This window comes from Microbacterium mangrovi, assembly GCF_000802305.1.
Classification (GTDB): domain Bacteria; phylum Actinomycetota; class Actinomycetes; order Actinomycetales; family Microbacteriaceae; genus Microbacterium; species Microbacterium mangrovi.
This window is the reverse complement of sequence record NZ_JTDK01000022.1, coordinates 25,274-50,243: the sequence shown is the minus strand read 5'-3', so window position 1 is coordinate 50,243 and position 24,970 is coordinate 25,274. Positions and strand designations below refer to the sequence as shown.

The 24,970-nt window shown below is 71.7% G+C and carries 23 protein-coding genes and 1 pseudogene; 13 read left to right on the top strand and 11 right to left on the bottom strand.

All coding sequences use genetic code 11. From position 1 onward, the window contains the following. Positions 1-5: 5 nt before the first annotated feature. The 3 genes and pseudogenes from LK09_RS22240 to LK09_RS18990 form a co-directional block, all read left to right on the top strand. Positions 6-593, top strand: a pseudogene (locus LK09_RS22240) (sulfatase-like hydrolase/transferase); the annotation flags it as partial. Next, positions 490-1,605 carry a sulfatase/phosphatase domain-containing protein gene (locus LK09_RS22065; RefSeq protein ID WP_407939201.1) on the top strand — a complete coding sequence of 372 codons (1,116 nt, stop codon included), beginning with the start codon at positions 490-492 and terminating at the stop codon, positions 1,603-1,605. The pseudogene LK09_RS22240 and the gene LK09_RS22065, both read left to right, overlap by 104 nt. A 56-nt stretch (positions 1,606-1,661) precedes the next feature. Continuing rightward, positions 1,662-2,378, top strand: coding sequence for an alpha/beta fold hydrolase (locus LK09_RS18990; protein ID WP_231563162.1), 717 nt, complete (start codon positions 1,662-1,664; stop codon positions 2,376-2,378). On the opposite strand, the gene LK09_RS18985 is transcribed toward LK09_RS18990, so the two are convergent. The 6 genes from LK09_RS18985 to LK09_RS18960 form a co-directional block, all read right to left on the bottom strand. Then, positions 2,359-3,555 (bottom strand): multidrug effflux MFS transporter, encoded by a 1,197-nt coding sequence (locus LK09_RS18985; protein WP_052227003.1) that lies wholly within the window; start codon positions 3,553-3,555, stop codon positions 2,359-2,361. The two genes, LK09_RS18990 and LK09_RS18985, sit on opposite strands and share 20 nt — an antisense overlap. 44 nt (positions 3,556-3,599) lie before the next feature. Further along, positions 3,600-4,655: an alpha/beta hydrolase gene (locus LK09_RS18980; RefSeq protein ID WP_082008386.1), complete on the bottom strand. Its 1,056-nt coding sequence runs from the start codon at positions 4,653-4,655 to the stop codon at positions 3,600-3,602. Beyond that, on the bottom strand, positions 4,652-5,647 hold the full coding sequence (locus LK09_RS18975; RefSeq protein WP_039403103.1) for an alpha/beta hydrolase: 996 nt from the start codon (positions 5,645-5,647) through the stop codon (positions 4,652-4,654). Before LK09_RS18975 ends, LK09_RS18980 begins: the two co-directional genes overlap by 4 nt. A 142-nt stretch (positions 5,648-5,789) precedes the next feature. Then, a complete protein-coding gene (locus LK09_RS18970) occupies positions 5,790-6,740 on the bottom strand; it encodes an aldo/keto reductase (protein ID WP_039403101.1) in 951 nt (316 codons plus the stop codon). After that, positions 6,737-7,867 carry a zinc-binding dehydrogenase gene (locus LK09_RS18965; RefSeq protein ID WP_039403090.1) on the bottom strand — a complete coding sequence of 377 codons (1,131 nt, stop codon included), beginning with the start codon at positions 7,865-7,867 and terminating at the stop codon, positions 6,737-6,739. Before LK09_RS18965 ends, LK09_RS18970 begins: the two co-directional genes overlap by 4 nt. Positions 7,868-7,896: 29 nt before the next feature. Further along, entirely contained in the window at positions 7,897-8,640 is a 744-nt protein-coding gene (locus LK09_RS18960; RefSeq protein WP_039403088.1) for an SDR family NAD(P)-dependent oxidoreductase, read from the bottom strand. A 109-nt stretch (positions 8,641-8,749) separates the two neighbouring features. Here LK09_RS18960 and LK09_RS18955 point away from each other — a divergent pair, with 109 nt between their 5' ends. Continuing rightward, complete coding sequence (locus tag LK09_RS18955) at positions 8,750-9,706, top strand: aldo/keto reductase (RefSeq protein WP_039403086.1); 957 nt, start codon at positions 8,750-8,752, stop codon at positions 9,704-9,706. A 196-nt stretch (positions 9,707-9,902) separates the two neighbouring features. Then, positions 9,903-10,223, top strand: a complete 321-nt coding sequence (locus LK09_RS18950) for a hypothetical protein (RefSeq protein WP_039403084.1) — start codon at positions 9,903-9,905, stop codon at positions 10,221-10,223. A gap of 24 nt (positions 10,224-10,247) precedes the next feature. Here LK09_RS18950 and LK09_RS18945 read toward each other — a convergent pair whose 3' ends face one another. The 3 genes from LK09_RS18945 to LK09_RS18935 all read right to left on the bottom strand — a co-directional run bounded on the left by LK09_RS18945 (position 10,248) and on the right by LK09_RS18935 (position 12,506). Continuing rightward, positions 10,248-11,249, bottom strand: a complete 1,002-nt coding sequence (locus tag LK09_RS18945) for an ABC transporter permease (protein WP_156138913.1) — start codon at positions 11,247-11,249, stop codon at positions 10,248-10,250. Between the two features lie 89 nt (positions 11,250-11,338). Continuing rightward, complete coding sequence (locus LK09_RS21245; protein ID WP_231563161.1) at positions 11,339-11,653, bottom strand: ATP-binding cassette domain-containing protein; 315 nt, start codon at positions 11,651-11,653, stop codon at positions 11,339-11,341. A 232-nt stretch (positions 11,654-11,885) separates the two neighbouring features. Next, positions 11,886-12,506 (bottom strand): hypothetical protein, encoded by a 621-nt coding sequence (locus tag LK09_RS18935; protein WP_039403082.1) that lies wholly within the window; start codon positions 12,504-12,506, stop codon positions 11,886-11,888. 353 nt (positions 12,507-12,859) lie between these two features. Between LK09_RS18935 and LK09_RS18930 the strand changes: the two genes are divergently transcribed. The 7 genes from LK09_RS18930 to LK09_RS18900 all read left to right on the top strand — a co-directional run bounded on the left by LK09_RS18930 (position 12,860) and on the right by LK09_RS18900 (position 20,697). Next, positions 12,860-14,392, top strand: a complete 1,533-nt coding sequence (locus tag LK09_RS18930) for an ABC transporter substrate-binding protein (RefSeq protein WP_039403080.1) — start codon at positions 12,860-12,862, stop codon at positions 14,390-14,392. A gap of 76 nt (positions 14,393-14,468) precedes the next feature. Beyond that, positions 14,469-15,410, top strand: coding sequence for an ABC transporter permease (locus tag LK09_RS18925; RefSeq protein WP_039403078.1), 942 nt, complete (start codon positions 14,469-14,471; stop codon positions 15,408-15,410). Next, on the top strand, positions 15,407-17,404 hold the full coding sequence (locus tag LK09_RS18920) for a dipeptide/oligopeptide/nickel ABC transporter permease/ATP-binding protein (protein WP_197061113.1): 1,998 nt from the start codon (positions 15,407-15,409) through the stop codon (positions 17,402-17,404). Before LK09_RS18925 ends, LK09_RS18920 begins: the two co-directional genes overlap by 4 nt. After that, a complete protein-coding gene (locus LK09_RS18915; protein ID WP_039403076.1) occupies positions 17,401-18,249 on the top strand; it encodes an ATP-binding cassette domain-containing protein in 849 nt (282 codons plus the stop codon). The genes LK09_RS18920 and LK09_RS18915 overlap by 4 nt, the downstream gene beginning before the upstream one ends. 33 nt (positions 18,250-18,282) lie before the next feature. Beyond that, positions 18,283-18,870, top strand: a complete 588-nt coding sequence (locus LK09_RS18910; RefSeq protein WP_039403074.1) for a TetR/AcrR family transcriptional regulator — start codon at positions 18,283-18,285, stop codon at positions 18,868-18,870. A 5-nt stretch (positions 18,871-18,875) separates the two neighbouring features. Continuing rightward, a complete protein-coding gene (locus tag LK09_RS18905; RefSeq protein WP_039403201.1) occupies positions 18,876-19,607 on the top strand; it encodes an alpha/beta fold hydrolase in 732 nt (243 codons plus the stop codon). Between the two features lie 109 nt (positions 19,608-19,716). Then, positions 19,717-20,697 carry a methyltransferase family protein gene (locus LK09_RS18900; protein ID WP_039403072.1) on the top strand — a complete coding sequence of 327 codons (981 nt, stop codon included), beginning with the start codon at positions 19,717-19,719 and terminating at the stop codon, positions 20,695-20,697. Positions 20,698-20,868: 171 nt separating this feature from the next. On the opposite strand, the gene LK09_RS18895 is transcribed toward LK09_RS18900, so the two are convergent. Next, complete coding sequence (locus LK09_RS18895; protein WP_039403070.1) at positions 20,869-22,212, bottom strand: amidohydrolase; 1,344 nt, start codon at positions 22,210-22,212, stop codon at positions 20,869-20,871. A gap of 91 nt (positions 22,213-22,303) precedes the next feature. Between LK09_RS18895 and LK09_RS18890 the strand changes: the two genes are divergently transcribed. After that, the gene (locus tag LK09_RS18890) at positions 22,304-23,380 is read left to right on the top strand and encodes a winged helix DNA-binding domain-containing protein (protein ID WP_039403068.1); all 1,077 of its coding nucleotides are present in this window, start codon (positions 22,304-22,306) and stop codon (positions 23,378-23,380) included. Positions 23,381-23,483: 103 nt separating this feature from the next. Here the strand turns inward: LK09_RS18890 and LK09_RS18885 are convergent, their stop codons facing one another. Beyond that, the gene (locus LK09_RS18885) at positions 23,484-24,932 is read right to left on the bottom strand and encodes a helix-turn-helix domain-containing protein (RefSeq protein WP_039403066.1); all 1,449 of its coding nucleotides are present in this window, start codon (positions 24,930-24,932) and stop codon (positions 23,484-23,486) included. Positions 24,933-24,970 lie beyond the last annotated feature (38 nt).

Below are 24,970 nucleotides of genomic sequence, written 5' to 3'. Positions count from 1 at the left end.
CGAGGATGCCGGATGCCCCCACCACGACTCACCCGATGCGCCCGGCGGGCTGCCGGCAGGCGCCCGACGCGGGGTGGGATGCCGTGCGCCGGGCGCGCTTCGAGCGGCAGCGGGCCCGGGGCCTGTTCGCGGAGACCGCCGAGCTGTCGCCGTCGGGGCCCGAGAACACGATGGGCGTGCCGGCGTGGGACGACCTCCCGCCCGAGGACCGGGCGCTGTTCGCCCGCCATATGGAGGTCTACGCCGCCGCGGTCGACGGCGTCGACCAGTCTCTCGCCCGGCTCGTCGGCCACCTGAAGGACCTCGGCGAGTATGAGAACACGATCATCGTGTTCCTCAGCGACAACGGGGGCACCGGCGAGGGCGGCATCCGCGGCACCCGCAGCTACTTCAGCCAGTTCGTGCAGCTGGCGGGGCTTCCGGACGACTGGAACGCCGACGTCGAGCGCCCACTCGACGACCTCGGGGGCCCGCGCGTGCACGGCCACTATCCGCGCGGGTGGGCGCACGCCTCCAACACGCCGTTCCGGATGTACAAGGCGCAGGTGTTCGAGGGCGGGGTGCACACGCCGCTGGTGGTGTCGTGGCCGGCCGGCCGGCCTGCCGCGCGCGGCGGAGGATGCCGGCATCCGCCGACAGTTCGCGTACATCACAGACCTCGCCCCCACGCTGCTCGACCTCGCCGGGGTGGAGCGCCCCGCGACGCTGCGCGGCATCCCCGTCGCGGAGGCCGACGGCGTCAGCCTCGTGCCGGTGCTGCGGGATCCGGATGCCCCGACGCCGCACGACGGCCAGTACCTCGAACTCGTCGGGCAGCGGGCGCTGTACTCCGGGCGCTTCAAGGCGGTCTCGCCGGTGCTGGCGCAGGATGCCTGGGAGCTGTACGACATCGAGGCGGACCCCGCCGAGGTGCACGACGTCGCGGCATCCCACCCCGGGCTCGTCGCGGAGTTCGCGGCCCGGTGGCACCGGGAGGCCTGGCGCAACACGGTCTTCCCGCAGGACGACGACTTCTCCCTCTTCACGCACCGGCCCGCGAGCGACCTCGAGTTCTCCCGGCCGGTGACGATCATGCCCGGCACACCCACCCTCGAGCGGTGGCGCTCGCAGCGGCTCACCGGGATGCGCTCGTTCGGCATCGAGATCGCGCTCTCCGGCGGCGTCGGCGAGGGCGTGCTCGTCTCGCACGGCGACCAGGGCGGCGGGTACCTGCTGGCCGGCGTCTCGGGGCGGCTGCTCCTCTCCTTCAACGCGTACGGCGTCATGCACCGCCGCGAGATCGACGTGCCCGCCGGCGTCACGCGCATCGACGTCGCCTTCGACGCGCTCCCCGGCATCGCCTGGGCGGTGCGGGTGTGCGTGGACGGCGTCGATGCCGGCGGCTTCGAGCGGGTGCCGATGCTCGTCGGCATGGCGCCGTTCACCGGCATCAGCGTCGGCTTCGAGGGCGGCGGCCCGGTCGACTGGGAGCTGCACGCGGTGCACGGGCGGTTCGCACATCGGGGCGGCCTCCGCTCGGTGCGCTACGTTCCCGGGCCGGTCGCACCGGAGAACCCCGAGGTCATGGTGGCGATCGGCGACCTCAGCGACCGCCTGCTGGACTGACCGGGCGCGGGTGCGCCACGCAGGTTGATCAAAGCCGGGGATGACAGGATCGGCGGGTGACCTCCCGCCTCCACGTGCACCACGTGCCGGCCGCCACCACGGTCGTCGCCGGGCCTCCCGTGCTGTTCGTGCACGGCCTGGCCTCGCGAGGCCGCGTGGACTGGCCGGATGCCGAATGGGGGACGCCGTTCGCGGCCGCCGGACGCGAGTCGTTCGTCGTGGACCTGCCGGTGCACGGGGCGTCCTTCCGGCCCGGGGAGCCGCTGCCGCCGAGCGCGATCGTCGAGCTGCTGCAGGAGGTCGTCCGCGACGCCGGCGGCCTCGTGGACGTCGTGGCCTACTCGCTCGGCTCCCGCCTGTCGTGGGACCTCCTGGCCGGCGGCGGCGTGCGCCGGGCGGTGCTGGCCGGACTCAGCCCGCGGGTCGAGTTCGGCTCCGTCGACCTCGCCGCGGCGCGGCGCGCGCTCGCCGGGGGCGACCCGCCCGCCGACGAGCTGACCCGGATGATCCTCGGGATGGCGCAGCTGCCCGGCCTCGAACCGGCCGAGGTGCTGCGGCTCGTGGAGGGACTCGCCCGCGAGCCGTTCGACGCCGGCCGGGTGCCCGACCTCCCGCTGCTGCTGGTGCGCGGCGCCGACGATCAGCTGACCGTCGGCCTCGACCGGCTGGCCGCCGGCATCCCGCGGGCGCACTACCTGGAGGTGCCGGGCGACCACTTCGGCGTGCTGCACACGCGCCGGTTCCAACGGGCGGTCACCGGCTTCGTGCTCTGACCGGCATCCCCGCATGCTCCGTGGCGCGGGCGGCGGGGCGCACCGCGAACCAGGCGACGAGGGCTCCGCAGCCGGAGGCGACGGCCATCGTCACGGCCATGCTCAGCGCAGTGATGCCGCCGGACCCGACGATCGGGGCGACGATCGGGCCGAGGAGGAACTGCCCGCACCCGAGGAATGCGGCCGCGGTGCCGGCGCGCGCGCCGTGGTGGGTGAGGGCGAGGGCCGACCCGTTCGGGCCGCCCAGACCCGACGCGAACAGGGATGCCGCGAGCGCGACCACGACGCCGGCCACGCCGACGCCGAGCGCGACGCCGCCGAGGAATGCGGCCGCGACGACCGCGGCCCCGATCGACCCGGCGAGGAACATCCGCAGCGGGCCGGTACGTCCGACGAGCACCCGGCTGACCTGCGCCCCGCCGATGCTGCACACCGCGTTGATCGCGAACACGAGGCTGAACAGCTGCGGCGTCAGGCCGAACTGCTGCTCGAGCACGAAGGTCGACATCGACAGGTAGGTGAAGAAGGCGACGCCGGACAGTGCCGTGGCGCACAACACCGCGACGAACAGGCGGTCGCGGCCGATCGTCGCCAGGTGCCGGCCGAGCACCCGCATCCCGCCGGCGTGGCGCGAAGGGCGCGGAAGGGACTCGGGCAGGGCGATCGCGGCGATCGCGAGCAGCAGGATGCCGACCCCGGCCAGCACCCCGAAGACGCCCCGCCAGTCCATCACCCGCGCGAGCTGGCCGCCGATCAGCGGAGCGACGACGGGCGCCGAACCGGAGACCAGCAGGAGGAGGGACAGCATCCGCGACAGCTCCGTGCCGCTGAAGAGGTCGCGGGCGACGGCGAGCGAGATGACGATCCCGGCCGACCCCGCGAAGCCCTGCAGCAGCCGGGCGCCGAGCAGCACCTCGATCGTCGGGGCGAGGGCGCACACCACCGACAGCACGGCGAACGCGGCGATGCCGACCATCAGCGGGCGCCGCCGGCCGAACCGGTCGCTGAGGGGACCTGCGATCAGCTGCCCGGCGCCGAGCCCGATCATGCACGCCGACATGGTCGCCTGCGCGAGGGCGTCCGAGGCGCCGAGGGAAGCCGCCAGATGCGGCAGCTGCGGCAGGTACACGTCCATCGACAGCGGCCCGAACGCCTCGATCGCGCCGAGCACCAGCATGAGCCGCCACCGGCCGGGCCGAGCTCGGCGGGCGGCGCGCACGGCTAGGCCAGTCCCCAGATGCGGCGCAGCCAGCTGTCCCGGGCGGCGTTCGCGGCGCGCGAGACCTCCGCGTCGGGGGAGACGCTGGCGAACCCGTGGTAGCCGCCGGCCCACACGTGCAGTTCGGCCTGGCCTCCGGCCGCCCAGAGCCGCGTGGCGTAGGCGACGGCCTCGTCGCGGAACGTCTCGGCCGCGCCCACCTCCACGAACGCGGGTGGGAGCGACGACAGGTCGGATGCCCGCGCCGGGGCCGTGTACGGCGACACCCGGTCGGTGAACCGGGCGGCGCCGGCGATCGCCGTCCACGCGGTGTCGTTGTTGGTGCGGTCCCACGCGCCGAAGCCGTCGTACTGGAACGAGGACACCGTCTCGTTGCGGTCGTCGAGCATCGGGCAGCCGAGCAGCTGCCCGGCGATCGCCGGGCCCTGCCGGTCGCGGGCGATGAGGGACACCGCCGCCGACAGTCCGCCGCCGGCGCTCGCTCCCGAGACGATGATGCGGGCGGGATCCACGCCGAGCGCGGCGGCGTGCTCGGCGAACCAGACGAGGGCGGCGTAGCAGTCCTCCGCCTGCGCCGGGCCCGGCGCCTCGGGCGCGAGCCGGTACTCGACCGCGACGCCGACAGCGCCGAAGCGCTCGGCGAGGTCGATGAGCTCGGGGGTTCCGAAGAACCGCGTGCCGAGCACCATGCCGCCGCCGTGGATCGAGACGACGCCCGGGGCGAGCCCGGGGGATGCCGCCGCCGGCCGCACGATCGTCACCTCGACGTCGGGCTGCCCGGCCGGGCCCGGAACGACGCGGTGCTCCCACGTCACCGCGCGACCCTCCGCCTGCACCTCGATGCCCGGGATGATGCGGGCGAAGTGCTCCCGGTTGGCGTGGATGGTGCCCGGCAGCAGGGGCAGGACCTCGACGGCATCCAGGAACCCCTGGAGGCCGTCGACGAGAGCCGGGTCGTACGGCACGGGCACCACGGCCGGTTCCGCAGGGGCGGATGTCGCGTCGTCCCAGTAGGGCGCACGCGGGCGGATGGGCGACGTCGTCGTCTTCACGGTCATCCCTCCAGCCCGAGGATGCGGCGCAGCCACGACGAGCGCGTCGCCAGGGCGGCGCGGGAGATCTCGGCATCCGGCACGTACATGTCGAAGCCGTGGCATCCACCCGCCCACACGTGCAGCTCGGCCTGTCCGCCGGTCGCCCAGATGCGGGTCGCGTAGTCGACGTCCTCGTCGCGGAACGTCTCCGCCGCCCCCACCTCGATGAACGCGGGCGGCAGGCCCGACAGGTCCGTCGCGCGGCTCGGGGCGGCGAAGGCCGGGGCATCCGCCGAGTCCGCGTCGTCGTCGCCGAGCACGCACGCCCAGGCCAGCTCGTTGAGCTCCCGGGTCCAGGTGCCGAGCCGCGAGTACTGGTGGCTGGACACCGTGGTGTTCGTGTTGTCGATCATCGGGCACAGCAGCAGCTGGCCGGCCATGCGCGGGCCCTGCCGGTCGCGGGCCATGAGCGCCACGGCGGCGGAGAAGCCGCCGCCGGCGCTGCCGCCCATCACCACGATGCGGTCGGGGTCGATGCCGAGCGCGGCCGCGTTCTCGGCGAGCCACACGAAACCGGCGTAGCAGTCCTCGGCGCCGGCCGGGAAGGGATTCTCCGGTGCCAGCCGGTACTCGACCGTGACGCCCACGACGCCCAGCTCCGCGACGAGGTCGACGACCCGCCCGTGCTCCCACGTGCGGTGGCCGACGATCATCCCGCCGCCGTGGATGTTGTACAGGGCGGGCAGCGCCTGCCCCTCGGTGCCGTGCGGGCGGAAGACGGTGAGCTCGAGGTCCGGCGCTCCGGCCGGCCCGGGGATGACGCGCTCCTCCCAGGAGACCGCGCGGCCGGCGATCACCTCGTCATTGGCGGGGAACATCGTCTCGGCCCCGATCCGGGATGCCGCGATCGTCTCGCGGGTGAGCGCGGGCTGCGGGTTCTGCGCCATCGCGTCGAGCACCGTCTGCACCTGCGGGTCGAACGGCACCGGCGCGGGCCGGAGGTCGGTGGTGGTCATGGGGACTCCTTGGGTGTGTGGGTCGGCGCCCTGAGCCTGTCGAAGGGCAGTTGTGTCGGGTCGGCGCCCTGAGCCTGTCGAAGGGCAGTTGTGTCGGGTGGGTCTGCCCTTCGACAAGCTCAGGGCGCAAGGGGGCCGCCGCTCACGGACCTTCGGGATCGACGATCCCGCGGTCGGTCCAGAACGGGGCGGTCAGTTCGCGGAGGCGGTCGGCGCCGACGCGTTCGATGAGATCCCATGCGGCGAGGTTCGCGTTCAGCTGGTCGAGGCTCGTCGCCCCGAACAGGGTCGTCGCGGTGGCCGGGTGGGTGAGGGTGAAGGCGAGCGCGAGCTGGGCGGGGGAGGCATCCAGCGAGGACGCGACGGCGGTGAACGCCGGAACCTGCGCGACGATCGCGTCGCGGATGTCGCCCGGGTCGCGGCCGATCTGGCGGGTGGGGTTCACCTTGCCGGCGAGGATGCCGCCCTCCAGCGCGTCGGACGCCTCCAGCGCGACGCCCTGATCCCAGACGTGGGCGAACGGCTCGCCGTCGGGGATCGAGCGCCGGGCCACCGAATACTTCAGCTGCGCCGTGACCGGGCCGGGGACGCCCTCCTCCCGTGCGAGGTCGAGGAGGCGCTGCACGGTGGTGGCGGACCAGTTGTTCACGCCCCACGCCCGGATGAGCCCCGCCTCGGCGAGTCCGGCGAGGTCGAGCACGACGGTGCGCAGGTCCACGGCCGAGTCACGCAGATCGCCGAGCACCACGAGGTCCGCGTGGTCGGCGCCGACCCGGAACAGGGCGTTCTCCAGCTGTGGGCGGAAGCCGGCATCCCCGTACCCTTCCAGCCACAGCTTGCTCGACAGCAGCCACTCGTCGCGGCGGATGCCGGCGGCGCGCACGATGGCCGAGAAGAGCACGTCGGTGAACACGGGCGGCATCCCCGGGCCCTGGTAGACGCCGACGTCGAACAGGTTCACCCCGGCATCCACCGCGGCGCGCACCATCGCGACGGCGTCGCCGAAGTCCATGCGGTCGTACGTGTGCCACGAGCCCAGGGCGAAGACGCCGCAGGTCAGGTCGGATGCCCCGAGGCGGCGCTGCGGGATCATGCCGCCGCCTCCGTGCTCGAGGCCGCGTCCAGGCGCGGGTCGATCACGGCCTTGACTTCGCCGAGGCGGTCCATCGACGCGATCTTCGCCGATGCGTCGGCCAGTCCGACGGGTGCCGAGAACAGGTCGTCCCACGGATACCGGTCGGCGAACGCCTCGAAGAACGCGATCGACCGGGCGTAGTCGGCGATGTCGCCGTTGAGCGATCCGGTGATCGTCAGCTCCTTGCCCATGACCGCCGACAGCGGGAACGCGTCGCCTTGCGGGCCGGTCGATCCCACGACGGTGAACGTGCCGCGGAGCGCTGCCATGCCGATCGCCTCGGGGCCGACCGAGGCCGCCCCGGCGAAGTCGAACACGTGGTCGGCGCCGTGGCCGCCGGTCAGTTCGAGCACCTGCTCCACGGTGTTTCCGCCGGCCAGATCGACGACGGCGTCCGCGCCGAACCGGCGGGCGAGCTCGAGGCGGGATGCCGGGGCCCCGATCGTGATGACCTGCGCGGCGCCGGAGATCTTGGCGACCGCCGTGGCGAAGATCCCGAGCGCGCCCGAGCCCTGCACGGCCACGCGGGATCCGGTGCGCACGCCGCCCATCCGGTCGAACGCGCGCAGCACGGTCTTGGCGGCGCATCCCGCCATCGAGGCCCAGGTGTCCTTCACGGCGTCGGGCAGGCGCAGCTTCGCCGCGCCCGGTGTGACGTAGGCGTAGTCGGCGAGGCCGGCGGTCGCGAACGGCGGGACGTCGGATCGCTGCAGGAAGCCGTAGCCGCGGCTGGTGCAGTGCACCGGCTCGCGCAGCACGACGCAGCCGAAGCAGCGGCCGCACGTGGACTCCGACCACCCGATCCGGTCGCCCGGCGCGAGCGGCCGCCCGAGCGCGTCCACGGTACCGGCGCCGACCGCCACGATCTCGCCGACCATCTCGTGGCCGAGCACCATCGGCAGCATCCCGGGAAAGCTCATCTTGCCCGACCAGATCTCGATGTCGGTGCCGCAGAGGGTCGAGACGCCGATGCGCACGAGGGCGGCGCCCGGTTCGATCTCGGCCGGCAGCGGGAGGTCCTGCAGTTCGAGGGGCTCGCCGTGTGCGGTCAGCACCGCGGCCCGGGTATGGGTGGGGAGGGTCATCCTCGTTTCCTTCCGTCGGGTGCGCCGGGTCAGAGCAGCAGCTGGCCGCCGTCGACCGGCAGGCTCGTTCCGGTGATGTGCGCGGCGCGGCCGGATGCCAGGAACACGGCGGCCGCGGCGACCTGGTCGGGATCGGCCATCTGCCGCAGCGGGATGCGGGACAGCCACGCCTCCCGCATCGGCGAGCCGTCCGGCATCCCCGCGCGCATCATCGGGGTGTCGACGGGGCCCGGCGCGACGGCGTTGACCCGGATGCCGGATGCCGCCAGTTCGATGGCCGCCCAGCGCGTGATCGCATCGACGGCGGCCTTGCTCGATTCGTAGGCACCCATCCCCGGGGTGGGCTGGCGCCCGCCGATGGAGGAGATGTTCACGATCGCTCCGCGCGAGCCGGCGTCGATCATGTGGCGCGCGACGGCCTGGGTCATCGCGAACGTGCCCAGGACGTTGACCCGCACCGTCGCCTCGAAGTCCGCGACCGGCAGGTCGACGACCGACCCGTGCAGGTGCAGGATGCCGGCGTTGTTGACGAGCACGCCGATCGCACCGTGCGTCTCGGCGACCTGCGCGACGACGGATGCCGCGGCCCCGGGATCGGTGAGATCGACGCCGGCGGTGGCCACGCCGAGGTCGGTGCCCGCGGCATCCAGACGTTCGCCGGGCAGGTCGGCGAGCACCACGGCGTCGCCCTCGGCCAGGAAGGCGGATGCCAGGGAACGGCCGATCCCGCCGGCTCCGCCGGTGATGACGACGACCCGGGGACTGCTGGTCATGGGTGCTCCTCTCTGAGCCTCGGCGGGTGTCCGCACGGTTGCGGTGCCCTGCGTCGATGACGTTATTATACAAATGTAGAAAAACGCAAGACCGACTCCGGAGGCGACGATGCCCGCACCCACCCGCTCACTCGGCCCCGCTCTGCCGGCCGTTCCGACCCTCGGCCTCGGATCGTGGAACACGTGGGATCGCATGGGCCACGACGACGCGGTGGGGATGATCCGCACCGCCGCGGCATCCGGCGCCGGCTTCTTCGACGTCGCGTACTACAACATGGGTCCGCACGCCGAGAACTCGAAGACCGACATCGTCTTCGGGCGGGCGCTCGCCGATTCGGGCGTCGCGCGGGAGGACGTGTTCCTCTGCGGGAAGCTGTGGCTGTGGGACTGGCCGAACCAGGATTTCCGCAGGCAGCTGCGCGAGTCGCTGGACCGCGCGGGCATCGACCGCTTCGACGCCGTGGTCGTCGGCGACTACCTCGACGCACCGGACATGGAACGGCTCGTCGGCGAGGTCGGCGAGCTGGTCGGCGAGGGTCTCGTCGGCGCGTGGGGCATCAACAACTGGGTCATCGACGACACCCGCCGGGCCCTCGAGGTCGCCGCGGCATCCGGGGGAGAGGCGCCGAGCTTCGCGCAGCTGAAGTACGGCATCGCCCGGCGCGCGATGGCAGACGGCGCGCCTTACGCGGAGCTGTTCGGGAGCGGGATGCTGGGCCTGCAGGCCTCCGACGCGTTCGAGGGAGGCGTGTTGCTCGGCCGCGATCCGCAGCGCAAGATCGGCGCGGATGTCGGCGGCATCCGCGCCCGCGTCGCCGCCGTCGCGCCGGAGGTCGCCCGGGTCGCGGCGGAGTTCGACGCCACCCCGGCGCAGCTCGCGATCGCGTGGTGCCTGGCCGATGCCCGGGTCGGGAACGTCCTGTTCGGGGCATCCCGCCCGGAGCAGCTCGCCGCGAACCTGGGCGCGATCGAGCTCGCCGCCGCCCACGGCCCGGAGCTCCGGGCCGCCCTGGCCCAGCTGCAGTGCGACACCGAGGTCTCCCCCGACGGCCGCTGGATGCCGTGACGCGGCGGTGAGCCGACGCCGGCAAATTGCACGAGGTGGTCGTCCGTGCCGGCTGCACGGTTTTCGTCGCCGACTACTCAAAAGCGCAGAGTTGACTACTCAATCGTCCGGATTCTAGCGTTCGGCCCTCCACCGTCCCGCGCCGAGGCGGTACGAAGGTGTTGAGCGCCACTGGACAGAATCGAGGAGTCTCTCAATGAGGAAGCATGTTCGCAAGGCAGCCGCCGGGCTCGCCATCGCCTCCGCCGTCGCCCTGGTGGGCGGGTCCGCTGCGTTCGCCGATGCGACGAAGACGGGTGGTCAGTACCGATGCTCATTCAACATCGAGACGATTTCGATCCAATCGAATGCCAGTGGCCAGGTGTTCCACCTGGTCGCGGGTCATATCGTCAAGCGGTGGGACAACAAGAATTCGTACACGTGGCGGTCGAACCGGACGGGATATGGTGCCATCTCCGCCTGGGGCGTGATCTCGACAGGCGGGATCAGGTCGGCCGCACCGAACTGCGCGGTCTAGCCTCGCGCTTCGTGGGTCGCATGCTCATGGAACCCGCAGTTCTCGGATCGGCTCCCGCCGGCTCGCGATAGCGGCCGGCACCAGCGCGGCGAGGGTCGCAGTGAGGAGCGTGAGCGTACAAAGCGCGATCGTGAACGCCGGTCGCGGCAACGGGTCGCCCGCGACGAGGAGCGTGACGACCGCGCTCACCGTTCCGCCGCCGATCCCGGCAACGGCGAGAAGCGCTGTCTGAACGAGGAGAAGAGTGAGGATGAAGGTGCGCGTCGCGCCGAGCGCGCGTCGCCGGCCGAAGTCCTTGCGCCGCATCATCACGAGACCGTACAGGATCACAGACACGAGGATGCCGGTGACGATCAGCAAGGCGACCACGAGCTGGCGTGAGAAGCTGCCGAGTTGGCCCTGAATGATCGACCGAAGGGCGGCCAGGCTTGCGCTGGTCTGGATCGTGACCTTCGTCGGGTCGGAGGGTGCGAGGACCGAGGTCACCGCGTCAGTCAGCGTGCCGACGAGGTCAGGCCGCGCGGCGATGACCAGCAGGATGCTGATCGGGTGGGGCGTGCGTGCGCCCGTGCTCGGGACGAGGACGACGGGTTCGAAGTCCGCGAGGAACGCAGGGGAGTCGATGCGGCCGCCGATCCCGTATGTCGTCCCGTCGGTGAGGGTGATGCTGCCGGCGGCATCGGGAAGACCCAGCCGGTCGAGGGCCTCTTGCGATGCGTACGCGACTCGGGATGACGGTGAGGGCGTCATCCCGAGTTCTCGCAGATCGTCCCCGTACGCGTAGCGCACTGGAACGCTCGCGCCGTCGGGGATGCGGGTGTTGGTCGAGTCGATCGCCGTCGAGAAGGCGCCGGCCCAGTTGATCCCCTCGATGTGGGCGAGCCTGCCGAGGACATCGCTGGTCAGTCCCGCGGCCGGGTCCGCACGCACCAGAATGGTCCGCGTCCCGACCGAGTCGATCGAGTCGAGTACGTGGTCCTCGGCTCCGACGGCCCGTCCCGTGGTGAGCATCACTGCGAGCATCATGCCGGCGATGGTGAGGACCGTCAGAGCAGAGGCGACCGGTGCGGAGCGTGCGGACTTCACCGCTTCGCGGAGCAGTGGCAGCTGTCGACTCACAGCGAGATCTCCCGATCGCACGCCGCGGCGAGGACGGGAGAGTGGGTGACGACGATGACCGTCGCCCCGGTGCGGGCATGCGCGGTCAGGGCATCGGTCACCGTCTGCGCGGTGGTGGGGTCGAGGTTGCCGGTGGGTTCATCGGCGAGCAGGATGCGCGGGCGGTTCAGCATTGCTCGGCATAATGCGATGCGCTGAGCCTGACCGCCGGACACCTGCGCAGGCTTGCGGTCGGCCGGGACATCGACTCCGAACCGGTCGAGGAGCTCGCGGGCGCGGCCGACTGCGCCCCGACCGGCGTCGAGGTCCACTGGGCGACGGCGTCGAGGTTCAAGGTCTCGCCCACCGTTCCTTCGGCCACACGAACGTAAGTGAACCGAGCCACGGTGGACCGGTCGGATGCAGGCCGCAGGACGGTTGCGAGCGCCCATCCACAGCCTCCCGCCGACAGAGCGGCGAGGAGTGCGATCCCGAGCGATGCTCGGCGCCCGCCTCTCCAGGGGCGGGTCAGCAGGGGTGCGGTGCGGTGCGGTGCGGCACTGGCTATCCGTAGAGGTCTGCGGGGGTTTGCGGGCACGTGAGGGTGGTGTGCCGGAGGTCGCTGTCGGGGATTCCGGCGCTGGCGTATGGTGTCCAGGCGCCGCCGCTCTCCACGAAGACGGATTCGCTCGGGGCCTTCTCGGCCGGATCGTGGCCGAGACGTTCGAGGCAGCGGACGAGGTCGGTCGACCGGTATCGGTACAGGCGGTGGAGCTGCGCGCTGGTGAGCGGCGTCTCGTACTTCGGTGCGGTCAGGTATTGGACCTCGCACCGGTACATCGCCAACCTCAGCTGGTGCTCCATCTCGTCGCTGCTGGCCGGCGGGTTACTGACGCCTTCGCCATCCGTGGTGAGTCCGGCCTGGAATCCCGCCTTCTTCATGCATTGCACTTGGGTCTGCGCCCATTCGGCGGGGGTGACGAATCGGATCAGGTCGACCTTGGGTGGGTGCGTGAGGTCCAGGGACCGGGCGATCGACTTCGCCTGCGAGGCGATGTAGCCGGCGTTTGCCGGATCGTGCGGGCCCGCGCCCGCCGGGCTCGTCGACGCGCAGCCCGCGAGCGCGACCGTGCCGCAGACGGCGATGGTCGAGGCCGCTGCGCGCAGCGCGATCTTCGGTTTCATGGCATCCTCCGGATGAACGCGGTCCGGACCGAGTCGTCTGGAGCCGTCTGCGCCACGCTACGTCGCGCCTGGCGTCTGCATCCGACGAAATGGGCATTCCGCTCCCGTCGACCCAGGGGAGTCGCAGGGTTCGCACAGACTCCGTCCAGACCGCCGGACGCCGCCCGCCGCCCGTGACGAGACCGTTATCTACACTCGTGGAAAAAAATCCGCCGAAGTCTTGACGGAAGTTTCCACACATGTAGACTAACCAGCACGGCACAGCGGAGTGGCGTCCCGATCCGGCATGATCTCGCGGACCAGGCAACCGGCTCCTCCTCCTTCCACCTACCCGCACCCGAGAGAAGGACTCAATGAAGAAGACACACCTCGCGGCATCCCTCGCCGCGGTGGCGATCACCGGCCTGGCCCTGGCCGGATGCACCGGCGGCGGCAACACGGCGGCATCCGGCGACCCGGCATCCGCCGGTCCCGACACCCTCAAGATCGGCAACTTCCTCGACGTCACGTCGTGGGACCCCGCCAACGCCGACATCGGATTCGACGGACCGTACCTGTCGGCGATCTACGACACCCTCGTCGCCCTCGACAAGAACGGCAACCCGGTGCCGGCCGTCGCGCAGAAGTGGACGGTCGCCGCCGACGGCAAGACCATCACGTTCGACCTCCGCGCCGGCATCAAATTCTCCGACGGCGAGACGCTCGACGCGGCCGCCGTGGTGAAGAGCCTCGAATACCTGAAGAAGGGCGCCCGCTCCGGCGAGGCGTACAAAAACGTCACGGCGGTGAAGGCCACGGACGACCACACCGTCGAGGTCGACCTCTCCACCCGCGACGACACGATCCTGTACCTCATGGGCCTCGGCCGCGGGTACATCATGGCGCCCAAGTCCATCGACGCCGGCACGCTCGCGAAGAGCCCGGTCGGATCCGGCCCCTACACCCTGTCGTCGAGCAGCACGGCCGGCTCGGACTACAAGTTCGACCAGGTGAAGGGCTACTGGGACGCCAAGCAGTACCCCTGGAAGAGCGTCGAGATCTTCCCGATCATGGATGCCACGGCCCGCCAGAACGCGATGCTCTCCGGCCAGATCAACGTCCAGTACGGCGACGTCGCCAATCTGGATGCCGCCAAGCAGAACAGCTGGAACGTCGCCAGCCGCGTCTCGGGCTGGGCGGGCCTGGAGATCAACGACCACACCGGCGCGCAGTTGAAGCCCCTCGGCGACGTGCGCGTGCGCCAGGCGCTGAACTACGCGTTCGACGGTGCCGGCATCCTGAAGGCCGTCGGCTCGGGCGCGGGCGTCGCCACCAACCAGGTCTTCCCCGACGGCGCCGGCATCAACGACCCGGCACTGAACGACATGTACAAGTACAACGTCGCCAAGGCCAAGGAGCTCATGAGCCAGGCCGGCTACGCGAACGGCTTCTCGCTGCACATGCCGATGTCGCCCGTCTTCCAAGCCTGGCAGGCCGTGGCCGCCCAGTCGCTGAAGGCGATCGGCGTCACCGTCACGTGGGACAACATGCAGCAGCCCGACTATCAGCTCAACGCCGGCAAGTACCCCATGTTCATCGCGTTCCTCGCGCTGGACGGCAACGCCAACGCCACCGTGTTCCGCAACGTGTCCGGTGCGCAGTGGTTCAACCCGAACCCCGACTACGCCAAGGTCCCGTCGGTGAAGGCCGCCGTCGACAAGGTGAACACCACCAGCGGCGATGCGCAGACGCAGGCCATCAAGGACCTCAACACCGAGCTCACCAAGCAGGCGTGGTGGTCGGTCTGGTACCAGGCGGACAACACGTACTACAGCGCCCAGGGCATCAAGGTGCAGCCGATCATCGGCATGATGTTCCCGACGCTGCGCTACATCACGCAGGGCTGACCCCCTTCCCGGGGAGGATGCCGGGCACCGTTGCCGGCATCCTCCCCGACCCCCACCCGAATCCCGAGAGGTTGCCATGCTGCTGTTCACGCTCAAGCGCGTCGGCGCCGGCCTCGTGCTGCTGTTCGTCGTCTCGATCGCGACGTTCTTCCTCGCGCACTTCGCCATCAGCGATCCCACCGCCGCGCTGCTCGGCACGTCGGCCACGCCCGCCCAGCAGGCGGCCCTGGCCGCGAAGATCGGCATCGACGAGCCGATCGTCACGCAGTTCCGGACCTGGTTCACCGGGGTTCTGCACGGCGACCTCGGGATGTCGTGGCGCAACTTCCAGCCGGTGTCCGAGCAGCTGGCGACCAAGGTCCCCGTCACGCTGTCGGTGGTCACCTTCGCGACCCTCATCATGGCGGTCGTCGGCACCGCGTTCGGCCTCATCGCCGGCCTTCGGCCCGGCGGCTGGTTCGACCGGGTCACCAAGGCCGTCTCGGTCGTCCTCTTCGCCCTTCCCGGCTTCTGGGTCAGCCTGGTGCTCATCACCTGGTTCGCGATCGACCTGAAGTGGTTCCCCGCCGTCGGGTACGTGCCGCTCGAGCAGTCCGCCACCGGCTGGCTCGCCTCGATCACCCTCCCCGCGGTCTCGCTCGCCCTCGGCGGCATCGTCGCGGTCGCCGAGCAGCTGCGCAACGCGGTGCTGTCGGCATCCCGGCAGGACTACGTGCGCACCCTCCGCAGCCGCGGCCTCGGCTCGCGGGCCGTGACGACCCACCTGCTGCGCAACTCCGCGCCGGCCGCCCTCACCACGATCGCGCTGATGTTCGTCGGATTGCTGTCGGGATCGGTCGTCGTCGAATCGATCTTCAACCTGCCCGGCATCGGACAGCTCACCAACCAGTCCTCGCAGAACGGAGACATCCCGATGCTGCTGGGCATCACGGTCGTCTCGGTCGTCTTCGTCGTCATCGTCAACCTGCTGCTCGACCTCGTGCTGGGCTTCCTCAACCCGAAGGTGCGTGTCAAATGAGCGCCACCACGCTGACCGGGGCGCTGGATCCGTCGCGCGCCCGCCGGGCCGGACTCTTCGCCCGGTTCCTGCGCCGCCCCGCGGGCGTCATCCCGTTCGCGATCTTCCTGCTCATCGTGCTCGTCGCGATCTTCGCCCCCCTGCTCGCGCCGTACGACCCCAACCACGTCGATCTGGCGATCGCGCAGGCCGGCCCCAGCGCCGCCCACCCGCTCGGCGGCGACGCCACCGGCCGCGACGTCCTCAGCCGCCTCATCTGGGGCGCGCGGACCACCCTCGTCGGCGCGCTGATCACGGTGGTGACCGCCATCGTTCTCGGCGTTCCGACCGGCATCGCGGCGGGCTACTTCGGCGGCGCGTTCGACCGCATCACCACCTGGATCTCGGACGCCCTGCAGTCCGTGCCGGGCATGATCATCCTGCTGGTGGTCGCCGCCGGCACCCGCTCCGACTTCGTCATCCTGATGGCCACCGTCGGCGTGTTCATGGCGCCCGGCTACTTCCGGATGTCGCGCTCCACCACGCAGGCGGTCCGCAACGAGCTGTACATCGACGCGGCCCGCGTCTCGGGCCTGACGAGCGGGCGCATCCTCAGCCGGCACGTGGTCCGCTCGACCTACGCGCCCATCACCATCCAGACCGCGCTCACCGCCGGCATCGCGATGGGCATGCAGGCCGGCCTGCAGTTCCTCGGCATCGGCGACGCGAACACCCCCAGCTGGGGCGCGATGATGAACGAGGGCTTCCACTACATGCTCTCCAACCCGCGCCTGCTGCTGTGGCCGTCGTTGGCCCTCGGCCTGTCGATCGCGGTCCTCGCGCTGATGGGCTCCACGCTCGCCGAGCTGATCCAGGTTCGCGCCCCCGAGCCGCGCGCGGTGCGCCGCGCCAAGCGCCGGGCGCAGAAGTCCGCGGGCCGAACGCAGGACGGATCAGGTGCAGCCGCGGCATCCACCGCGCAAACACCGGCCGTCGGGCGCATCGATCCTGCGTTCGGCACGGGCGTGCTGCGCTCGGACCCGCAGACCGCGGCGGTGCGCGTCGAGAACCTGCGGGTCTCCTACGGCGACACCGAGGTGGTGCACGGCACGTCGCTGGACGTCGCCCCCGGAGAGGTCGTCGGGATCGTCGGCGAATCCGGCTCCGGCAAGTCGCAGACCGTGTTCTCGATCCTGGGGCTGCTGCCGGAGGGCGGGCGGGCGGATGCCTCCGCCGTCTTGATCGGCGGACGCGACGTCACCGGACTCGACGCCCGACGGCGCCAGGCCCTCCTCGGCCGGGACATCGGGTACATCCCGCAGGAGCCGATGTCGAACCTCGACCCGTCGTACACGATCGGCTGGCAGCTGACCGAGCCGCTGCGCAAGGTGCACGGCCTGAGCCGCGCGGACGCCACGCAGCGCGCCCGGCAGATGCTGACCCGCGTCGGGATCCTCGACCCCGCCCGCGTGATGCGCAGCTACCCGCACCAGATCTCCGGGGGCATGGCGCAGCGCGTGCTGATCGCCGGCGCGATCGCCGGACGCCCGTCGCTGCTGGTCGCCGACGAACCCACCACCGCGCTCGACGTCACCGTGCAGGCCGAGGTGCTCGAACTGCTGCGCGAACTGCAGGCCGAAGACGGCATGGCGCTGCTGATCGTGACCCACAACTTCGGGGTGGTCGCCGACATCTGCGATCGCGTGATCGTCATGCAGAACGGCTCCATCATCGAGGAGGGCGAAGTCCACGCTCTCTTCGCCCACCCCGCCGACCCGTACACGCGCGAACTGATCGCCGCCTCGCTGGACGACGCCGCAGGCCGCGCCGAGCTGGATGCCGCGTGGGCCGCCGGCGCCGGTGCGGAGCGCCCTGAGCGCGAGCCCGACCCGCGCCCTGAGCACGATCCCGACCCGCGCCCTGAGCGCGAGCCCGACCCGCGCCCTGAGCACGATCCCGACCCGCGCCCTGAGCCTGTCGAAGGGCAGACCGCCACGCAGGAGGTGACCCGATGACCGAGCCGCTGCTGGATGTGCAGGACGTCGTCGTCGACTACGGACGCGGCCGCACCGCGTTCCGCGCCCTCGCGGGCGTCTCCCTGCAGATCGCCCCGGGCGAATGCGTCGGCCTGGTCGGCGAGTCCGGATCGGGCAAGTCCACCCTCGGCAAGGCCGTGCTCGGCCTCGCGCCGGTGACCTCCGGAACGATCGCGTTCGACGGCCGCGACATCACCCACGCCCGCGGCGCCGACCGCCGTGCGCTGGCCTCCGACATCCAGGTCGTCTTCCAGGATCCATACGGGTCGCTCAACCCGAACATGACGATCGGCGACATCCTCACCGAGCCGCTGACCGCATCGGGAACGGGACGGCGCGAGGCGCAGGCGCGCGTCGCCGAGATGCTCGACAGGGTCAAGCTGCCGCGGGCGTGGGCGGACCGCTACGCGAGCGAGTTCTCCGGCGGGCAGCGGCAGCGCGTCGCGATCGCCCGGGCCCTGGTGCGCCGGCCCCGGCTCATCGTGTGCGACGAGCCGGTGAGCGCCCTCGACCTCACCACGCAGGCGACGATCCTCGACCTGTTCATCGAGCTGCAGCGCGACACCGGGGTGGCGTACCTTTTCGTCTCGCACGACCTCGGCGTGGTGCGCCGGGTCTGCCACCGGGTTGCGGTGATGTATCACGGGGAACTCGTCGAGACCGGCGAGGGCGAACAGGTGACGCGGCATCCCGGGCATCCCTACTCGGAGCGGCTCCGGCTCGCGTCACCGGTCGCAGACCCGGTCGCCCAGCGCGCCCGGCGCCTGGCGTGGCTGAAGACCCGCGAAGATGTGACCACGACGCGCATCGGCACGCGGTTCTGACCCGCACCGAGCAGCACCAGACAGGAGACAGGGATGCCGAAGGTCATCGACCACGACGAGCGGCGCCGCGAGATCATCGAGGTCGCCAAGAGCATCATCCTCAAGGGCGGCTTCGAGGCGGCCACGATGCGCTCGATCGCCGCCGAGGCCGGCTTCGCGAACGGCGCGCTCAAGCACTACTTCGACGGCAAGGACGCCATCGTCGCCGCGACGTTCTCGAGCATCCTCGAGGAACTCGGCGAGGCGGTCAACGCGGAGGTGCCGGGCGGCGCCGACGAGCAGCTGCGGGCGTTCCTGCGCGCACCGCTGCCGCACACCCGCGAGGAGATCGCGGCCGGCCGGGTGCTCCTGGCCCTGTGGGAGAACGCGATGTCCAGCGACGAGCTCGCCGACCTCTACCGCAAGCACCTGGCGTCCTGGCGGGCGCAGTGCGTCGAGCGGTTCGCGGAGGCGAAGGAAGCCGGCGTGATCACCGCCGAGGCGCCGTACGAGCCGTACGCGAACGAGTACATCTCCACCGTGATCGGGTCGGCCGTCGTGAACCTCATGTACCCGGACGGCGACCGTATCGCCGACTACGACCAGTATCTGGACGGGTTCCTGGCCCGCCTGAAGGGATGATCCGGATGCCCGCCCTCACCTCGCCCCTCTCCGTGCACCGGGTCGCATCCTCCGGCCCGGTCGCCGGCCCGCCGGTGCTGTTCGTGCACGGGCTCGCCTCGCGCGGCCGGGTGGACTGGCCCGACGCCGAATGGGCGGACGTGCTTCCCGGGCGGGAGCGCATCGTGGTGGACCTCCCCGCGCACGGCGCCTCCTCGGCTCCCGCCGCGGCGCTGCCGACGACGGCCGTGGTCGACCTGCTGCAGGATGTCGTCACCGGCGCCGGGGGAGAGGTCGACGTCGTCTCCTACTCGCTGGGCGCGCGGCTGGCCTGGGACCTCGCCGGCCGCGGGGGGGTGCGTCGGGCGGTGCTGGCCGGGCTCAGCCCGTTCGAGCCGTTCGCGCTGATGGATCTCGCAGCCGCCCGGGGCGCGCTCGCCGGCGGCAGCGCACCGGCGGATCCCGTCACCGGCATGATCCTCGCCATGGTGCAGCTTCCCGGCGTCGACTCGGCCGGGGCGCTGAACCTCATCGAGGGGCTCGCCGCCGAACCGTTCGACCCGCAGGCGGGGGTGCCGTCGGTGCCGACGCTGTTCGTGCGCGGCGACGCCGACGACCTGACCTCCGGTCTCGCGGAGCTCGCCGCCGGCGTCCCCGGAGCCGCGTACCGGGAAGTCCCCGGCGATCACCTGCGCGCCCTGCACACCCCCGAGTTCCGCGCCGCTGTCCGGGGGTTCCTGATCTCCGAGGGCCGCTGACACCCCCGGTCCCTCTCGCCCCGGTCCCTGAGCGCGCGAAGCGAGACGAAGGGACACCCGCCCACATCCCGGCCTTTTATTTTCTACAACCGTAGAAAGGATCCCTCCCATGACCACTCCCGACGCCTCCCGCATCCTCGACATCGCGACCGGCTACATGGCCGCCAAGCAGCTGTTCGAATCCAGTCGCATCGGCCTGTTCGAAGCCCTGGCCGACGGACCGCGCACCGCACCGCAGCTGGCCGAGCAGACCGGCGTCAGCCCGCGCATGGCCCGCATCCTCGCCGACGCCATGGCCGCGAAGGGCCTGCTCGCCCGCGCCGACGGCGAGTACTCGCTGCAGCCGGATGCCGCGGCGTACCTCACCGGCGGGGCATCCGTCATCGACCTGGCGCCGTTCCTCACGTTCCTCAGCGAGATCAGCTACCCGCACTGGCTCCAATTCGGCCGCACGGTCGACACCACCGAGCCCGGCGACCTGCAGATGGACGACGCCCGCTGGGGCACCTTCATGGCCGGGGTGATGACCTACAACGAGCTGCACGGCCAGGAGTTCGGACGCCTCGTCGACCTCTCCGGCGCGCAGCGCGCCCTCGACTTCGGCGGCCTGTCGGCCGCGTTCGCGATCGAGGCGATGAAGGCGAATCCGGGCCTGTCGACGACCTTCGTCTACGCCCCCGGCTTCGAGGACGGCGTCGCCGCCGCGGTGGATGCCGCCGGCCTGTCCGCCCGCGCGAGCGTCACGACCGGCGACACGGCGACGACCGCGCCGGAGGGCGAGTACGACGCGGTGTTCATGAACCACGTCATCCACCGCTTCACCGCCGACGAGAACATCGGCATCCTGAAGAACCTGCGCGGTGCCGCGGCCCCGGGCGCGACGCTCACGCTGCTGGACTTCTTCCTCGACGACGACGCCGAGCAGCGCGCGATCGACGCCCTGCACGCGGGGGAGTACCTCGTGATCGACGGCACGGTCGTCTACCCCGAGTCGGAGGTGCGCGGCTGGCTCGCCGACACCGGCTGGACCGTGCGCGACAAGGTCGCCCTCCCCGGCAGCCCCCGGGTTCTCGTCGCCACCGCCGCCTGACCGCCGCACTCGGACCGCTTGCGGTTCGCCCTCCCCCTCCCCGGGCCGCGCACCCTGCTGTTCCGCTGTCCTGGATTGCGTCCTGGCGTGCAATCCAGGACAGCGGAGCCACGACGGGGCGGGGCGGAGGAGAGCCCGCGACGGGGCGGGACGCGCCGGGATGCGCCGGGGCTACTCGGACTCGGGGGTCTCGCCGCGCTCGAACACGACGCGGCCGCCGACGACCGTCCCGGCGACGCCGATGCCGGCCACCGGGCGGCCCGGGCGGGTCGGATCCTCGTCGAGCACCACGAGGTCGGCGGCCATGCCGGGGGTGAGCGTCCCCTTCCACTGCGCGGCGGCATCCTGCGCGGCCGGCACCGTGGTGACCCGGTGCAGCAGGTCGCGGCGCACCTGCGGGGTGTCTTCGCCGAGCATCCTCAGCGCGGCGTCGATCGTGACGCGCCAGTCGGGCGTCGCGATGGGGGCGTCGCTGGTGATCGTCGTCCGCACGCCGGTGTCGATCATCCGCCGCAAGGGCCACGCCGCGGCGGTGCGCGACGCGCCGAGCACCGGCTCCATCCACGCGCCGGTGTGATCGGCGATCACCGGCTGAGCGGCGATCCCGACGCCGGCCTGCGCCATGCGCGCCAGGAGTTCGGCATCGACCAGATCCGCGTGCACCACGTAGTGCCCGCCCGGGATGCCGGATGCCGCGGGCCCGTGCGATTCGAGCGCAGAGACGAACTCGTCGATCGACCGGTCGCCGGTGGCGTGCACGGCGATCTGGCAACCGGCATCCAGCGCGGCGGCGATCATGCCGCGGAACGCCTCGACCGGGTCGCTCCCGCGGGTCAGCAGCGCGCCCGTCGTGCCGTCGAGGTAGGGTTCGCGCACCCATGCGCTGCGCATCGGCGGAATGCCGTCGGCGAAGATCTTCACCCCGGCAATGTTCAGCCAGCACGGGTCGGTCGCAGGAACGGGGGATGCCACGCCACGGCGCACGTCCTCGAGCTCGGCCTCGCCGTCGAGGTGCCCGAACAGGCGCAGCAGCGTGACGCGGGCGGTCTGCGCGCCGGCGCGGTGCAGGGTCACGTAGGTGTCGAGCATCGCCTGGCCGAAGCATCCGGTCTCGCCGTCGTCCTCGCCGGGTCCGATGCCCGGTTCGGTGTAGCTGGTGATGCCGAGGGACGCGAGCAGCCGCCAGGCGCGCGTGAGGGCGGCGCGGCGGTCCGCCTCGGTCGCGACGAGGCGCCCTTCGGGGGAGTGGCCGGGCCCGGCGTCCCCGAAGAAGAGGTGCGGCCAGCGGGCGCCGAGCCACGCCGCGTGCAGGTGCGCGTCGTTGATGCCGGGAAGCACGGTGCGTCCGTCGAGTTCGATCACGCGCGTCGCGGAGAGCGCGGCGGCGGCGCGGCCAGATGCCACGATGCGGCCGTCCCGCAGCGCCAGGGCGTCGGTCACGGTGTCGTGCGCATCGAACGTGTGGATGGATCCACCGCGGACGACGATGTCCGCAGCCGCGTCATGGGTTCCCACGGCGCTCCCTTCGTTATTCCACTATTGTAGACTAACGGCCTCCGATCCTGCGAACCCGGAGGAGGTCGGAGGGTCGTGCGAGAATCCGGGCATGGCGATCACCGGGTCCGCTCTCACCGACCGGCGGCTGCGGTCGCACCGACTGACCGCCCCCGCGGCGAGCGTGACCGAGGCGGCGGAGCACATGCTCGCGGTGCAGTCCCAGGAGTTCTGGGGCGGGCGATGGGCCCTGGCATCCCGCGTGTCCGGCGGCCCCACGATCGCCGACGTCGACGCCCTGTTCGATAGCGGCGTGCTGGTGCGCGCCTGGACGATGCGCGGAACACTGCACATCATCCCCGCGCGCGATCTCGCGTGGGTGGTCGCGATCACCGGCGAGCGGCAGCTGCGTCAGGCCGCCGCGCGCCACCGTGCGCTCGGGCTGGATGCCGCCGTGTTCGCGCGCTGCGAGACCGCGATCCTCGGCGCGCTGAACGGCGGCAACCGTCTCACGCGCGCGGAGATCTTCGACGTGCTGCGCGGCATCGGCGTCGATCCCACCGGCCAGCGCGGCGTCCATGTCATCTATGCGCTCGCGGTGCGCGGATTCCTCTGCCAGGGGCCGGTCGTCTCCCGTGCCGGCGGCCCGAGCCGTGAGCAGTCGTTCGTCCTCGTCGACGACTGGGTGCGCGGCAGCAGTGCGCCGACCGGCGATCCTGTCGCCGCCCTGTTCGCCCGGTTCGTCGCCGGCCACGGCCCGGCCACCGCCGAGGACTTCGCGTGGTGGGCCGGCCTGCCCCTCACACCGGCCCGTGCCGCCGCGGCGGAGGCAGCCCCGTCCCTGGTCGAGTGCGACGAGGGCGTGTACGTGGCACCGGGCCTTCCCGACCCCGATCCGGATGCTCCGCCCGTCTTCGCGCTGCCGCCGTTCGAGGAGTACTACATCTCCTACGCCGACCGCGACGCGGTGTGCGCACCCGAGTTCCGGGCCCCGATCGGTCCCGGCAAGAACGGCATGGTGCGGCCCATCCTCGTCGCCGACGGCCAGGTCGTCGGATCGTGGCTCTCCTCGACCGCGCTCGGGCGGCACGCCGACGACCCCGTGCCGGAGCTGCTCGCCCCCGGAGCCGCGACGGATGCCGCGATCGGCGCCGCCCTCGACCGCTACCGGTCGTTCATCACCGGCTGACGGCGTGGGCCGACCGGACGCCCTGGCTCCCGCACAGGCGCCCTGAGCTCCCCGTGCGCCCTGAGCTCCCTGTGCGCCCTGAGCCTGTCGAAGGGCATCCCCGTCACTGCTCGGCGTGCCGGTCGAGGAAGGCGTAGACCTCGCTGTCGTCCACACCGGGGAACTCGCCGCTCGGAAGCGGCGAGAACATCTGCATGTGCACGCGCGCGCTCGGCCACGCGCGTCCGTGCCAGCGTGCGAGGGCCTCGCTGTCGGGCTTGCGGCAGCAGGATTCGTCCGGGCAGGTCGACGTCACGCGCTTCGCCGTCTCGCGACCGCGGAACCACCGGGCGTCGTCGAAGGGCACCCCGACCGTCACGGAGAACTCGCCGTCGCTGGTCGTTCCCGTCTGCGCGGAGCACCAGAACGTCCCGGCGGGGGTGTCGGTGTACTGGTAGTGCTCGGTGGTGCGGTTCTGCTCCTCGAACGCCGACCGCCCGAGGAAGCGCCGGCACGCCACCTGGCCCTCGATGGACCCGGTCACATCGGCCGGCAGCGGCAGGTCGTCGTTCTCGTACACCCGGGTGATCGCGCCCGAGCCGCTCACGCGCATGAAGTGCAGCCGGATGCCGAGGTGCTCGGTGAGCAGGTTCGTCATCCGCATCGCGGCGGCCTCGTGAGTCACGCCGAACGCGTCGCGGAAGTCCTCGACGGCGAGGTTGCGCTCCTTCTTCGCCTGCTGCAGGAAGGCCACGGCCGCGTGCTCGGGCTGCAGACAGCAGGCCGCGTAGTAGTTGATCTCGAGCCGCTGCCGCAGGAACTCGGCGTAGTCGGTGGGCGGCTGGTGGCCGAGCAGGCGGTGGGCCATGGCCTGCAGCGCCATCGAGCGCAGGCCGTGCCCGCCGGGGATGGATGCCGGCGGCAGGTAGATGCGTCCGTTCTCGATGTCGGTGACCGACCGGGCCGAGTGGGGCAGGTCGTTGACGTAGATCAGCTCGAAGCCGAGCTGCTCGGCCATGATGCTCACGGTGCGGTGGGTGAGCGCGCCGGTGGTGTGACCGGCGGCGCGCAGCTGCTTCTCGGCGAGGGCCTCGATGTCGGGGAGGTAGTTGTTGCGCCGGCGCATCGCGAGGCGCAGCTCGGTGTTCGCGCGGCGTGCCTCTTCGGGCGTGGCGATCGCCTCGCGCTCGCGGCGCTGCAGCTCCCGGTTCAGGCCCAGCACCGTCTCGAGCGTCTCGTCGGTCATGCCCTTGGTCACGCGCACGGGGGCGAGGCCGAGGCGGCGGAACACGGTGCTCGACTGCGCGGCATCCAACTCGATCTCGAGCGCGGCGCGGCGGTTGGGCGGTTCGGGGGAGAGCAGGTCGGTCACATCGGTGCCGGTCGCCTCGGCGATCTGCTGGAGCAGCGACAGGCGCGGTTCGCGCTTGCCGTTCTCGATGAGGCTGAGGTGCGAGCCGGCGACGCCGACCCGGGCGCCGAGCTCGTCCAGCGTCATGCCGGCCGACAGGCGCTGGTGCCGGATGCGGTGGCCGAGCGTCGCCAGCTCGACGGAAGACGTGGGGGGAGCCATTCCTTCATCATAACGGCAAGAACCGTATTTTTTTCAAG

Excerpts from the sequence above, each read along its gene's own strand:
- LK09_RS18885 (WP_039403066.1), bottom strand. The coding sequence starts at position 24,932 with ATGGCTCCCCCCACGTCTTCCGTCGAGCTGGCGACGCTCGGCCACCGC.
- LK09_RS18950 (WP_039403084.1), top strand. The coding sequence starts at position 9,903 with ATGAGGAAGCATGTTCGCAAGGCAGCCGCCGGGCTCGCCATCGCCTCC.
- LK09_RS18970 (WP_039403101.1), bottom strand. The coding sequence starts at position 6,740 with ATGATCCCGCAGCGCCGCCTCGGGGCATCCGACCTGACCTGCGGCGTC.
- LK09_RS18960 (WP_039403088.1), bottom strand. The coding sequence starts at position 8,640 with ATGACCAGCAGTCCCCGGGTCGTCGTCATCACCGGCGGAGCCGGCGGG.
- LK09_RS18930 (WP_039403080.1), top strand. The coding sequence starts at position 12,860 with ATGAAGAAGACACACCTCGCGGCATCCCTCGCCGCGGTGGCGATCACC.
- LK09_RS18900 (WP_039403072.1), top strand. The coding sequence starts at position 19,717 with ATGACCACTCCCGACGCCTCCCGCATCCTCGACATCGCGACCGGCTAC.
- LK09_RS18955 (WP_039403086.1), top strand. The coding sequence starts at position 8,750 with ATGCCCGCACCCACCCGCTCACTCGGCCCCGCTCTGCCGGCCGTTCCG.
- LK09_RS18935 (WP_039403082.1), bottom strand. The coding sequence starts at position 12,506 with ATGAAACCGAAGATCGCGCTGCGCGCAGCGGCCTCGACCATCGCCGTC.
- LK09_RS18925 (WP_039403078.1), top strand. The coding sequence starts at position 14,469 with ATGCTGCTGTTCACGCTCAAGCGCGTCGGCGCCGGCCTCGTGCTGCTG.
- LK09_RS18985 (WP_052227003.1), bottom strand. The coding sequence starts at position 3,555 with ATGCTGGTGCTCGGCGCGATCGAGGCGTTCGGGCCGCTGTCGATGGAC.
- LK09_RS18915 (WP_039403076.1), top strand. The coding sequence starts at position 17,401 with ATGACCGAGCCGCTGCTGGATGTGCAGGACGTCGTCGTCGACTACGGA.
- LK09_RS18910 (WP_039403074.1), top strand. The coding sequence starts at position 18,283 with ATGCCGAAGGTCATCGACCACGACGAGCGGCGCCGCGAGATCATCGAG.
- LK09_RS18980 (WP_082008386.1), bottom strand. The coding sequence starts at position 4,655 with ATGACCGTGAAGACGACGACGTCGCCCATCCGCCCGCGTGCGCCCTAC.
- LK09_RS18890 (WP_039403068.1), top strand. The coding sequence starts at position 22,304 with ATGGCGATCACCGGGTCCGCTCTCACCGACCGGCGGCTGCGGTCGCAC.
- LK09_RS18975 (WP_039403103.1), bottom strand. The coding sequence starts at position 5,647 with ATGACCACCACCGACCTCCGGCCCGCGCCGGTGCCGTTCGACCCGCAG.
- LK09_RS18920 (WP_197061113.1), top strand. The coding sequence starts at position 15,407 with ATGAGCGCCACCACGCTGACCGGGGCGCTGGATCCGTCGCGCGCCCGC.
- LK09_RS18945 (WP_156138913.1), bottom strand. The coding sequence starts at position 11,249 with ATGATGCTCGCAGTGATGCTCACCACGGGACGGGCCGTCGGAGCCGAG.
- LK09_RS18965 (WP_039403090.1), bottom strand. The coding sequence starts at position 7,867 with ATGACCCTCCCCACCCATACCCGGGCCGCGGTGCTGACCGCACACGGC.
- LK09_RS18905 (WP_039403201.1), top strand. The coding sequence starts at position 18,876 with ATGCCCGCCCTCACCTCGCCCCTCTCCGTGCACCGGGTCGCATCCTCC.